10 protein-coding genes are annotated in these 11987 nt (G+C 73.2%); 3 read left to right on the plus strand and 7 right to left on the minus strand.

The window, feature by feature from the left end; all coding sequences use genetic code 11:
* Window positions 1–5: 5 nt before the first annotated feature.
* Window positions 6–602, minus strand: coding sequence for a choice-of-anchor C family protein (locus OP86_RS01950; protein ID WP_030057013.1), 597 nt, complete (start codon window positions 600–602; stop codon window positions 6–8).
* A gap of 292 nt (window positions 603–894) precedes the next feature.
* On the opposite strand from OP86_RS01950, the gene OP86_RS01955 reads away from it, so the two are divergent.
* On the plus strand, window positions 895–1542 hold the full coding sequence (locus OP86_RS01955) for a GDSL-type esterase/lipase family protein (RefSeq protein ID WP_051829553.1): 648 nt from the start codon (window positions 895–897) through the stop codon (window positions 1540–1542).
* 104 nt (window positions 1543–1646) lie between these two features.
* The gene (locus tag OP86_RS01960) at window positions 1647–2600 is read left to right on the plus strand and encodes an aldo/keto reductase (RefSeq protein ID WP_030057015.1); all 954 of its coding nucleotides are present in this window, start codon (window positions 1647–1649) and stop codon (window positions 2598–2600) included.
* A gap of 31 nt (window positions 2601–2631) precedes the next feature.
* Here the strand turns inward: OP86_RS01960 and OP86_RS01965 are convergent, their stop codons facing one another.
* The 4 genes from OP86_RS01965 to OP86_RS01980 all read right to left on the minus strand — a co-directional run bounded on the left by OP86_RS01965 (window position 2632) and on the right by OP86_RS01980 (window position 7280).
* Entirely contained in the window at window positions 2632–3279 is a 648-nt protein-coding gene (locus OP86_RS01965) for a GNAT family N-acetyltransferase (protein ID WP_078588471.1), read from the minus strand.
* Window positions 3280–3450: 171 nt separating this feature from the next.
* Window positions 3451–4134, minus strand: a complete 684-nt coding sequence (locus OP86_RS01970) for a nitroreductase family protein (protein WP_078588483.1) — start codon at window positions 4132–4134, stop codon at window positions 3451–3453.
* 102 nt (window positions 4135–4236) lie between these two features.
* Window positions 4237–5874, minus strand: coding sequence for an ABC-F family ATP-binding cassette domain-containing protein (locus OP86_RS01975; RefSeq protein WP_030255736.1), 1638 nt, complete (start codon window positions 5872–5874; stop codon window positions 4237–4239).
* Between the two features lie 188 nt (window positions 5875–6062).
* A complete protein-coding gene (locus OP86_RS01980; protein WP_051829554.1) occupies window positions 6063–7280 on the minus strand; it encodes a trypsin-like serine peptidase in 1218 nt (405 codons plus the stop codon).
* A gap of 536 nt (window positions 7281–7816) precedes the next feature.
* Between OP86_RS01980 and OP86_RS01985 the strand changes: the two genes are divergently transcribed.
* On the plus strand, window positions 7817–9424 hold the full coding sequence (locus OP86_RS01985; RefSeq protein ID WP_030255733.1) for an ABC-F family ATP-binding cassette domain-containing protein: 1608 nt from the start codon (window positions 7817–7819) through the stop codon (window positions 9422–9424).
* 46 nt (window positions 9425–9470) lie between these two features.
* Here OP86_RS01985 and OP86_RS01990 read toward each other — a convergent pair whose 3' ends face one another.
* Window positions 9471–10958 (minus strand): S41 family peptidase, encoded by a 1488-nt coding sequence (locus OP86_RS01990; RefSeq protein WP_078588470.1) that lies wholly within the window; start codon window positions 10956–10958, stop codon window positions 9471–9473.
* Window positions 10959–11204: 246 nt separating this feature from the next.
* Entirely contained in the window at window positions 11205–11855 is a 651-nt protein-coding gene (locus tag OP86_RS01995; protein WP_030255727.1) for a Pr6Pr family membrane protein, read from the minus strand.
* Between the last annotated feature and the right edge of the window lie 132 nt (window positions 11856–11987).

Consider the following 11987-nt stretch of genomic DNA (forward strand, 5'->3'; position numbering starts at 1 on the left):
GTCGGTCAACCGCAGCACGGCTTGCACTCCGTGACCTGCACGTTGTCGATCACCGGCCCGTACGGCCCCGCCACGGTGCTGGCGAAGCCCAGCGTGGTGGAGGAGTTCTGCGCGACGAAGGTGAACTGCCGCCCCACGTACCCCATCGCGGCGCGGGTCTTGCCCGTGACGTCGAAGGTGAAGTCCTGGAAGGACTGGCCGTCGATCGTCACCCGGCCGGTCCGCAGGACGGTTCCGCCCGCGGGGTTGCCGGCCAGCGCGTACGTCACCGAGTAGGTGGTGCCGGGGGTGGTGGTGAAGGCCTGGGTGATGGTGCCGCTGGTGGCGCCGTTGAGGTCGAGCGACTGGTCGCCCTCGGCGACCTGCCAGAAGCCCGCGCCGGTCAGGTCGACGCTGCCGCCGACGACCTTCCACGGGCCGATCACCTGACCGGTGTTGAACTCGGTGAAGGCGTTCGCCGGGGCCTTGGGCGACTCGAAGCTGCCGTCGTCGAAGCGGCTGAGCGCGCGGTGCCCGCCGGCGGCCTGGGCCGGGACGGCGAGCGTGGTGGTGACGGCCGCGAGCAGGGCGATGGCGGCGACGTGGGTGCGCGAGAGGTGCATGGGTGGTGCCTCCCCGATGGACTGTGTGATGACGGAACAGTGATGACGAGCCGATGATCGGCCGTGCACAGAGCGTCGATCGTCCCGGTGGGCCCTGCCAAGACCGGACGGACGGCGCCCGGTGGTGCGGAAGGTCCGCGCGCGGGCCCTCTCGCGCCGGTTTGACGGGTGGTCACCTGTGATGGCCCGGTGAAAGGTCCGGGGACGAACGTCGAGGGGTCGACGGCCGCTTCATCGTGCCCGGTGGTGAAATCGGAAGCGCGCGCCCCGGATACGCCCCTACGGTGGGCCGATGACCATACAAGCCAGCTTCGACGGTCCCCGGATCTGCTTCCTCGGGGACTCCTTCGTCCAGGGCCTCGGCGACCCGGAGTTCCGCGGCTGGGTCGGTCGGGTGCTGCAGTCCGCCGCGCCGCACGCCACCGCCTTCAACCTCGGCGTCCGACGCGACACCTCGACGCAGGTGCTGCGCCGTTGCTGGCCCGAGGCCGAGGCGCGGACGCTGCCAGGCGCGGACAACCGGCTGGTGGTCTCCGTGGGCGCCAACGACGCGGTGGAGGAGGCCGGTTCGCCGCGCGTCGCGCACGAGGAGACCCTGGCCAATCTCGCCGCCCTGCTCGCCGGCGCCCGCGAGCGCGGCCTCGGTGCGCTGGTGGTCGGCCCGCCGCCGGTGCTCTCCGGGGGAGCGGCGCACCTGGAACGGCTGCGGAGGCTCGCCCCCGAACTGGCCGGGATCTGCACCGCGTTCGAGGTCCCGTTCGTCGACGTCACCGAGGCGTTGGCGGCCGACCCGGTCTGGGCGGCCGAGGCCGAGGCGGGCGACGGCGCGCACCCGGGTGCCGGCGGGTACGGACGGCTGGCGCAACTGGTCCTGGACGGCGGCTTCCGCTCCTGGCTCCGAACGGACTTGACCTTGAGCGCACTCCAAGGTGAAAGCTGAAGGCGTTGATCACGCAGTGCCGCACGCGGAACTGCACGCAGCACTACCCGCACTGCCGTACGCACCGCCGTACGAACCACGGAAACCACGATGGGAGCACCGTCATGCGCAAGGCCACGTTCGGTACCAACGGCCCGGAGATCGGCGTCATCGGCCTCGGCTGCATGGGCATGACCTGGGCCTACGACGTGCAGAACCGGGACGACGACAACTCCGTCGGGGTGATCCGGCAGGCGCTGGACCTCGGCGTCGGCCTGATCGACACCGCCGACATGTACGGCCCGTACACCAACGAGGAGGTCGTCGGCGCCGCCCTGGCCGGCCCGTACCGGGAGCGCGCCTTCCTGGCCACCAAGGTGGGCATCGTCCCGGGCGGCGGCGGCCAGCAGGAGCGCAACGGCCGCCCCGAGCACGTGCGCCGCTCGATCGACGAGAGCCTGCGCCGCCTGGGCACCGACCATGTCGACCTCTACCAGCTGCACCGGGTCGACCCGGAGGTCCCGATCGAGGAGACCTGGGGCGCCTTCGCCGAACTCGTCGCGGCGGGCAAGGTCCGCAACATCGGCCTCTCCGAGGTGACCGTCGAGGAGATCAAGCGGGCGCAGTCGGTGCACCCGGTGGCCTCCGTGCAGAACGAGCTGTCCCTGTGGACCCGGGACGCGCTGGCCGAGGTCCTGCCGTACACCGAGGAGCAGGGGATCGCCCTGCTGCCGTTCTCGCCGCTCGGCCGGGGCTTCCTGACCGGCAGCATCGCCTCCTTCGACGAGCTGCCCGCCGACGACTTCCGCCGCCGGCTGCCGCGCTTCCAGCAGGACGCGCTCAAGGCGAACCTGGCGCTGGTCGCGAAGGTCCGGGAGGTCGCCGAGCGGATCGGCGTCACGCCCGCGCAGGTGGCGCTGGCCTGGGTGCTGGCGCAGGGCCGGTACGTCTTCCCGATCCCGGGCACCAGGACGCCGCGCTACCTGGCGGACAACGTGGGCGCGGCCGAGGTCGTGCTGACGGCGGCCGACCTCGCCGAGCTGGACGCGCTCCCGGCGCCGACGGGCGGGCGCTACTAGGGCCTGTCCGGCGTGTCCGGCGTGTCCGGTGCTACCGGCAGATGCCGACGGTGCCGACGGGCGGGCGCTCCTTGATCCACACCAGCTGCCGTCCGGTCTCGCCCGGGGCCCGGACGGCGGCGTCGGTGATCCGGTCCAGCCGGTAGCCGAGCTTGCGCGGGACGGCCGCGCTGGCGGTGTTCGCCCGGTCGCAGTGGATCTCCACCCGGGTGATCCCGGGCAGCGCCAGCGCGGCCTCGGTCAGCGCCCCGGCCGCGGCGGTGGCGATGCCGCGGCCGACGTGCCCGGCGGCGACCCAGTAGCCGATCTCCAGCGCGCCGGGGCCGATCCGTCCGTGCAGGCCGAGGGCGCCGATCACGCCGCCGGGTTCGGCGTCCAGGCCGGCCAGGTACATGAAGTCGGTGCCGGCCTCCCAGGCGGCGGAGCCGGCCCGGGTCAGTTCGGCGGTCTGCGCCCGGGTGGGGGCCTCGGCCGCCCACTCCAGCCAGGGCCGCAGGTGGTCCAGGTTGGCGCGGACGGCCCGGTTCAGCGCCACCGCGTGGGTACTGCGGCGCCGGCACAACCAGAGGCCGCCGGGCAGCCGCAGCAGTTCGGGCGGCCGCCCGACGGTCACCTCCACCGCCGTCCGCGTCCGGCCGGCCTGGACCGGGCCACAGGACCGTGACTGTGCTTGGCTCATGACGGCGATTATGTCCTTGGCCGGGACCTGTCACCATCCGGGTTCCGTCAGGATCCCCGGACGGCGGGCGCGTCCGGTGGCGAAGCGTCGCGCCCGGCCACGGCCGACGCGCCCGTCCGCCGACCCGCGCGCCCGCCTACGAGCAGGCGCGCCCGCCCGCGCCCTGGCGCGTCAGAGTCGGACCAGCACCTCGTCGAGCTCCTTGCGCCGCAGATCCGGCACACGCGCCCCCTCGGCCGGGTAGCCGACCGGGATCACGTACGCCGCGCGTTCCTCCGCCGGCCGGTCGCACACCTCGTTGAGGAACCTCATCGGGCTCGGCGTGTGGGTCAGGGTGGCCAGCCCGGCCTGGTGCAGCGAGGCCAGCAGCAGCCCGACGGCGATCCCCACCGATTCCTTGGTGTAGTAGGGGCGCGGCGAGTCGGGCCCCTTGTGCACCTCGAACACCACGATCACGGCCGGCGCGTCCTCCAGGAACGGTTTGCGCCAGTCGGTGCCGATCGGCGCGAGCGCGGCCAGCCACTCCTCCGACGCCCGGTGGCCGTAGAACTCGCGCTCCTCGGCCTCCGCCGCCTCGCGCAGCCGCCGCTTGCGCTCCGGGTCGGTGATCACCACGAACCGCCAGGGCTGGACGTGTGCGCCGCTGGGCGCGGTGCCCGCGGTCCGGACCGCCCATTCGACCACGCCGTCCGGGATCGGGCGGCTGGAGTAGTCGCGGACGGTCCGGCGCCGGGCCATCACGTCGTGGAAGGACCTGCTGCGGGCCTCGGCCTCGTGGGCGGGCACCGTCATGGGGGCGAGCGGGACGGTCGGGTGGGACGTCCCCGCCACGGCGCTGTCTGTGCTGTCAACCATGGCGGACAGCACAGCACATGACGGCCCCTCCGGGAAGAGGTCGAGACCAATTCCCGCAGGGGCCGTCACGGTGGCGGCCCGCAGGCCTGCGGGCCCACAGCCCTACAGCTCGTGCACCCGCCCGTCCCGGACCTCGATCCGCCGGTTCACCGCGACGGTGTCCAGCATCCGCCGGTCGTGGGTGACCAGCAGCAGCGTGCCGGTGTACGAGCCGAGCGCGGACTCCAACTGCTCGATCGCGGGCAGGTCCAGGTGGTTGGTGGGCTCGTCCAGCACCAGCAGGTTGACCCCGCGGGCCTGCAGCAGCGCCAGCGCGGCCCGGGTGCGCTCGCCGGGGGAGAGGGTGCCGGCCGGGCGCATCACGTGCACCGCCTTGAGGCCGAACTTGGCCAGCAGGGTGCGCACGTCCTCCGGCGACAACTCCGGTACGGCGGCGGCGAAGGCGTCCGCCAGCGGCTCCCCGCCGAGGAACAGGCCACGCGCCTGGTCGACCTCGCCGACCACCACGCCGGAGCCCAACGAGGCGCTGCCGCCGTCGAGTTCGAGGCGGCCGAGCAGCGCGGCCAGCAGCGTGGACTTGCCCGCGCCGTTGGCGCCGGTGATGGCGACCCGGTCGGCCCAGTCGATCTGCAGGTCCACCGGGCCGAAGGCGAAGTCGCCGCGGCGCGCGACGGCCCCGTTCAGGGTGGCGACCACCGAGCCGGAGCGCGGCGCGGTGGCGATCTCCATCCGCAGCTCCCACTCCTTGCGCGGCTCCTCGACCACGTCCAGCCGCTCGATCATCCGCTGGGTCTGGCGGGCCTTGGAGGCCTGCTTCTCGGTGGACTCGGCACGCACCGCGCGCCCCATCTTGTCGTTGTCGGAGGACTTGCGGCGGGCGTTGCGCACGCCGTGCTCCATCCAGCCGCGCTGCATCCGGGCGCGGGCCTCCAGCCCGGCCTTGGTGTCGGCGTACTCCTCGTACTCCTCGCGGGCGTGCCGGCGGGCCACCGCCCGCTCCTCCAGGTACGCCTCGTAGCCGCCGCCGTACAGGCGGACCTGCTGCTGGTGCAGGTCCAGCTCCAGCACCTTGGTCACCGTGCGGGCCAGGAACTCGCGGTCGTGGCTGATCAGCACGGTGCCGGCGCGCAGGCCCTTGACGAAGGCCTCCAGCCGCTCCAGGCCGTCCAGGTCGAGGTCGTTGGTGGGCTCGTCGAGCAGGAAGACGTCGTAGCGGGAGAGCAGCAGCGAGGCGAGGCCGGCCCGGGCGGCCTGGCCGCCGGAGAGCGCGGTCATCGGCAGGTCGAGCGAGACCTTCAGCCCGAGCGATTCGGCGACCTCCTCGGCGCGCTCCTCCAGGTCTGCGCCGCCGAGGTCCAGCCAGCGGTCCAGGCTCGCGGCGTACGCGTCGTCGGCGCCGGCCCGGCCCTCGACCAGGCCCTCGGTGGCCTCGTCCAGGGCGGCCTGCGCGGCCGCCACGCCGGTGCGGCGGGCCAGGAAGTCGCGCACCGACTCGCCCTCGCGCCGCTCTGGCTCCTGCGGCAGGTGGCCGACGTTGGCGCCGGCCGGGCTCAGCCGCAGCGAGCCGCCCTCGGGGGTGTCGAGGCCGGCCAGCAGGCGCAGCAGGGTCGACTTGCCGGCGCCGTTCACGCCGACCAGGCCGATCACGTCACCGGGGGCGACCACCAGGTCCAGGCCGGAGAAGAGGGTGCGTTCGCCGTGGCCGGCGCTGAGGTCCTTGACTACGAGTGTGGCGCTCATGATGGGGCCGATTGTAGGAGGAGCGGGCCCCGGGCCGGAAAAACCGTGGGAGGAGCCGGGCCGGAAAGCCCGGGCCGGCCCGGCCTGGAGAAAGCCCGGGCCACCCCGCGCTGCCCCGGAAAGGCCCGGGGGCCGCGGCTGTGGCAGCCGCGGCCCCCGGGCCCGGTGGGGGGATCACCCCCCGTGGATCACTTGGCCTTCTTCGAGAAGTACTCGAACATGTGCTGGGCCACGTCCTCCAGGTACGGACCGGCCTCGTAGGTGTTCGCGCCGTTGCCGATGGAGGTGTCGCTGACCAGGGCCGGCTTGCCGTCCTTGGTCGTGTACCAGCCGCCGCCGCTGCTGCCGCCGGTCATGTTGCAGCCGATCAGCAGCATCGCCGGGCGGCTCGGGTCGCCGGTCTTCTTGGACGGCTTGCCGCCGTCGCAGTGCTCCAGCTCGACGCCGTCGAAGGGCTTGCCCTCCGGGAAGCCGTAGTTGCTGACCGAGGCGAGCTGGTCACGCGGGGCGTTGAACCAGAGCGGGACGGAGCCGCCGACGGTCTCCTCCAGCGACTTGGCGCTGCCGTCGGGGTTGGCCACCTTGATGATGCCGAAGTCGAACTGGCTCCAGGGGCCGCCCTTCTCCGGGTCGGCCTCGGCGGTCCACTGCGGCGAGACCATGCCGGCGGTCGCGCCCCACTCGCCGTACGGCTCGGCGTCCTCCACCTTGGCCTGCTGCTTGCCGGCGCCGCTCAGCACGCCGTTGCTGTTGAAGGCCGGGGCGAAGGTGATGTCGGTGTAGTACTTGTTGCCCTTGCCGCCGTGCAGGCAGTGGCTCGCGGTCCACACCAGGTTGCTCTTGCCCGGGTGCTCAGGGTCCGAGATGACGGTGCCGGAGCACACGTAGTCCTCGTTGCCGTCCTTGAAGAAGATCTTGCCGTTGACGTGCATGTTCTTCGGGAACGGGTGCGCCACGGGCTTCGCCGGCACCATGGCGGGCAGCTGGTCCGGGCCGGCCGGGGGCTGGGCGGCGGTGGGCTGGGCCGGGGCCGCGCCGGTCGGCTGCGCGGTGGGCTGGGCGGGCGCCTGCGTCGGGTCCTGGGCCGGGGCCTGCGGCAGCGGCTTCGGCTTGGCGTTCAGGAGCTTCTGCAGGGTCCAGTAGCCCTTGACCGCCGGGGTGATGACGTTCGCCTGGGCCCACTTGTCCCAGTCGTCGAGCTTCCAGGTCTTCAGCTCTTCGACGGTGGGCAGCTTGATCGGGGCGGCGCCCGGCTTGCCGGAGGCGCTGGCCGCGACGGTGGGAGCGCCGGTCTCGGCGCCGGCCGGGTCGCTGTTGTCCGGGCCGCAGGCGGTGGCGACCACCATGGTCAGCGCGGCGACGGAAGCGCCCAGGACGGCACGGCTCGGCCGGGATATCGGTGACATGAGTTCAAATCCCCCTGTGTGACTACTGCCATACGGCCCGTTCCTCGGGTACGGCCCATAGGTCGCAGGTATGGCAGGTGAGGAGTCTGCCATGCGGATAAGGAACTCCTTACATCCGGCCCCGGCTGGGACGAGGCTGTCACCGGATCGGCACCGGATCGGCACCAGGCCTCCGCCGGGGGCCACTTGGACCGCTCGGTCCGGAGTGGCCGCGCGGTGCGCCGCGCCCGCCCGGTCCGCCGCGCGCCCGCCGGGTCCGCCGCGCTCGATAAATCGGTTGCACACGTCCGTCGACGTCCCTAGCGTTGTCCGGGTCATCAGCCAGACAAGGAGAAGGCCGTTGCTCTACTGAGGTCCCGGGACACCGCCCCGCCGCGCAGGCCCTGTTGCCGCGTGGTGCGCGTGTGTGCGACCTCAGCCACGGCCCCCCGGCGCTTCGTTGCGCCGTCCTGTCCTCCGGCCGTACCGGTTCCGCACCCGCGGTGTCTCCCCGTGTTGCTCATCACCCCTTCGGCAACCACCCCGGGAGTCCCTACATGGCACAACCCACCACCGCCGTCCTCTGCACCGACCTCGCGTTCGACTGGCCCGACGGCAAGCCCGTCCTGGACGGCTTCCACCTCGCCGTCGGCCCCGGCCGCACCGGCCTGATCGGGCTCAACGGCGCGGGCAAGTCCACCCTGCTGCGGCTGATCGCCGGCGACCTCACCCCCACCGGCGGCACCGTCCGGGTGGACGGCGAACTCGGCTACCTGCCACAGGGCCTGACGCTGGACACCACCCTGCGGGTGGACGAGGCGCTCGGCATCCGCGCCACCCGCGAGGCCCTGCACGCCATCGAGTCCGGCGACACCGACCAGCGCCACTTCGACGCCGTCGGCGACGACTGGGACGTCGAGGAGCGCGCCCGCGCCACGCTCGACCGGCTCGGCCTGCGGAGCCTCGGCCTCGACCGCACCACCGGCGAACTCTCCGGCGGTGAGGCGGTGTTGCTGCGGCTGGCCGCCCTGCTGATCGCCCGCCCCGACGTCCTGCTGCTCGACGAGCCCACCAACAACCTCGACCGGGCCGCCCGCGAGCGGCTCTACGAGACGGTGGCCGGCTGGCACGGCGTGATGCTGATCGTCAGCCACGACCGCGAGCTGCTCAGCCACGTCGACCAGATCGCCGACCTTCGGGACGGCGACGTCACCTGGTACGGCGGCAACTTCGAGGAGTACCAACGCACCCTCGCCGCCCAGCAGGAGACGGCCGAACGGCTGCTGCGCAACGCCGAGGCCGACGTCCAGCGCCAGAAGCGGGACTTGGCCGACGCCCGCGTCCGGCTGGACCGCAGCGCCGCGTACGGGAAGAAGCGGTCGGTCACCCGCAACGACCCGCACATCTTCGCCGGGATGCTCAAACGCAAGGGCCAGGAGACCGCGGGCCGGCTCCAGGGCATGCACACCGAGCGGCTTGAGGAGGCCAAGGCGCGGCTCAGCGCGGCCGAGGAGGCCGTCCGGGACGACGCCGAGATCCGGATCGACCTGCCGCGCACCGCCGTGCCGGCCGGGCGCACCGTACTCACCCTGCAGAAGGTCCGGCTGCCCTACGGCACCACCGCCGACCTCGACCTGCGCGGCGCCGAGCGGATCGCCCTGGTCGGCCGCAACGGCGCCGGCAAGTCCACCCTGCTGCGCACCATCGCGGGCGAACTCGCCCCACTGGAAGGAGAGATCACCACCCCGGTGCCGCTGCGCTACCTCCCCCAGCGGCTCGACCTGCTGGACGACGAGCGCAGCGTCGTGGAGAACGTCAAGCTGTTCGCGCCCGCCGCCGGGGACAACGCGATCCGCGCCCGGCTCGCCCGCTTCCTGTTCCGCGGCGCCCGGGCCGAGCAGCCGGCCGCCACCCTGTCCGGCGGCGAGCGGTTCCGGGCGACGCTGGCCGCCCTGCTGCTGGCCGACCCGCCGCCGCAGCTGCTGCTGCTCGACGAGCCGACCAACAACCTGGACCTCGCCAGTGTCCGCCAGCTCACCCAGGCGCTGGCCGCCTACCAGGGCGCGCTGATCGTGGTCAGCCACGACTTGCCGTTCCTGCGCGGCCTGGGCCTGACCAGGTGGCTGGAGCTGGACGGCGAACTGCGGGGGGTGGACCCGATGTAGCGGCAACCGGCCCTCGGCCCCCGGCTGCGGCGGGCTCCTGCCGTGGCTACTGCGGCCGGTCCTGGTCGCCTTGGAAGTCCCGGGCGTCCCGGGCGTCCTGGTCTCCCCGGGCGTCCTCGGTGAGTACCCCGTCCTCGGTGAGCACCCGGCGGGCCGTGCTCAGGGCCGGGTCCCTGAGCGCGGCCAGGTCGTCCGGGCTGAACACCGGGGTGGGGATGTCCGGCGGGATGCCCGGTCCGTCGAAGGTGGTGCCTTCCCGGGTGAGGTACTCCTCGTTCGGCAGGACCACCATGAGGTCCGGCGACAGCGTCCTGATCAGCACGTCGGAGAACACGCCCTGGGTGTTCTCGCCGATCCGGACCACGTGCGGGGAGCGGCCCGTCATGGCCTGGGTGAAGGTCTCCGCCGCGCTGGCCGAGATCGAGGAGGTGAGCACCGCCACCGGGCCGGTGAAGTGCGCGTCCGCCGAGGGCCGTACGGTGATCGGCTCGGGCCGGGTGAACTTCGTCGGGTCGGCCGGGTCGTCGCGGGCCACCTTCCGGTAGGCGATGTACGGGCAGTCGGTGAGCCGGGCGGCGATGTGCAGCCCGAGCGCGTCCGAACCGCCGCCGTTCAGCCGTACGTCGACGACCAGGCCGGTGAGCCGGCTCGGGTCGGCCAGCAGGGCGTCCAGCGCCTTGTCCAGTTCGGCGACCTGGCTCCGGTAGTCGCCGTCGGTGTAGCCGTCGAAGCTGCTCACCCGGAAGTAGCCGATGCCGTCGGGGAGCCGGCCCACACCGAGCCGGCCGCCGGCGAAGAGCTGCTCCGGGCCGGTCAGTTGGGCGGCGGACGCCTGCCGGGCCTGCCGGGTCAGCTCCGGTGTGCGCGGCGTGCTGCCGGGGCGGTGCCCGCCGTAGACCGGCTCGGGGTTCCCGCCGACCACCCGGGCCAGCCCGGTGTGCGCGTCGCCCAGCGGCCGGAGCATGTCGACGAGGACGTCCTGCAGCTGCTCGACGGTCGTCGTCGGGGTGATCCTGCGGCGCTGCTCGTCCCGGACGGCGTGCCAGTCGATGCCCTTGGCAGCAAAGAAGGGGTAGTTCTCCTCGAAGGTCTCCCAGAACCGGTCGAAGACGGCGAGCGGGTCGTTCGGCGCCGGCCGCGTGCACAGCGGCGGCAGCGCGTCGAGGCGGTGGAGCGTCTTGGTGCCGACGCCGCCCTCCTCGCGGTCGACGGCCCGGTTGCGGCCCTTCGGGGTGAGGGTCAGGGCGTTGGTGCCCTGGACGTAGCGGACGGTGCCGTCCGGTCCGGGCGCGCCGTCCTGCGTCGCGGTGGTCCAACCGGGCACGCAGCTGTGCGCGGTCACGTCGTAGGTGGTGAGCCGGCCCCCGGTGACCGTGACCACCGTGCCGTAGCCGTCCGTCCGCCAGACCCCTTCCAGCGGGCTCCCGGGCCGCCCCTGCGCCGCGGCCGCCCCCTGCGCCGCCGACCCGGCCGTCGCCGCGGCCCCGAGGGCCGTCAGGAGCGCCACCGCCGTGGCGGCCGCTCTGCGTGTCATCTCCGGCCTGTGTGTCATCTCCGGCCTCCGCCGAACCCCGGCCTCCCCCGCGGAACCTCCGCCGCCGTGCCGTCGACGCTACGGGCGGCCGTCCCGGCCGGGCGTCATCCGGCGCGTCGCACCCGCGTCCGCCTCGGGGCCTACCGGGCCGCGGCGGAACGGTCCCCGGGGAGGTCGACAGCGAACCGGCGCGCCGGCGTGGCTACACCGGCGTCGCCGCAACCGGCGTGGCTTCAACCGGCGTTGCTACGCCTGCGGAGCGGGCCGCAGCTTGCCGGCGACCAGCGTTCCGAGCCGGTCCAGTCCGACGACGAGTGCGCCGAGCACGACGAACTCGACGGTCAGCTGGGCGATCTGGCCCCAGACGTAGCCGTAGCCCTTGGTGGTCGGGTCGAAGAAGAAGTAGGGGTAGGGCGTCGGGTAGTCGTCGAACAGCGCGTTGCGGGTGAGCACGATCGCCGCGTAGCCCAGCGGGAAGGCCAGCCAGAGCGGTATGTCCTTCCAGGCCGCCGCGTTGCGGGGCCTGAGCACCAGCCAGTCGGTGATCACCATCACCGGCGTCACGTAGTGCAGGAAGAACGACGACCAGTGCGCCAGCCGGTCCGGCCCGCCGACCAGCCCGGGCAGCGGGTTGGCGCCGTGCTGCAGGAGGATGTGCGAGACCAGCCCGGTGATCAGGATGTACAGCGTGGCGGCGCCGCGCAGCCGGGGCGCGGGCGCGTCGACGGTGTCGCGCTTGGTCATCCAGTACACCGCGCCGATGAAGTAGCCGAGCACGACGACGTTGCTCTGCACGGTGAAGTACACCAGCGGTGCCGTTCCGAGTGACAGGCCCAGGCCCGCCGAGAGCACGATTCCCATGCGCCACCACAGCGCGGGGCGGGTCCGGACTGTCATGCGGCCACCAGTTCGTTCCAGGCGATACGGGAGGTATCGGACGGCAGAGGGGAAAATCGAACTCTACTCGCTGGTACCGGCGCGGTGGAACCCGTGTGCGACCCTGTGGTGCCCGTGCCGGCGGGTGCCCTT

The organism is Streptomyces novaecaesareae (assembly GCF_000716875.1).
In the GTDB taxonomy this organism is placed as follows: Bacteria; Actinomycetota; Actinomycetes; order Streptomycetales; family Streptomycetaceae; genus Kitasatospora; species Kitasatospora novaecaesareae.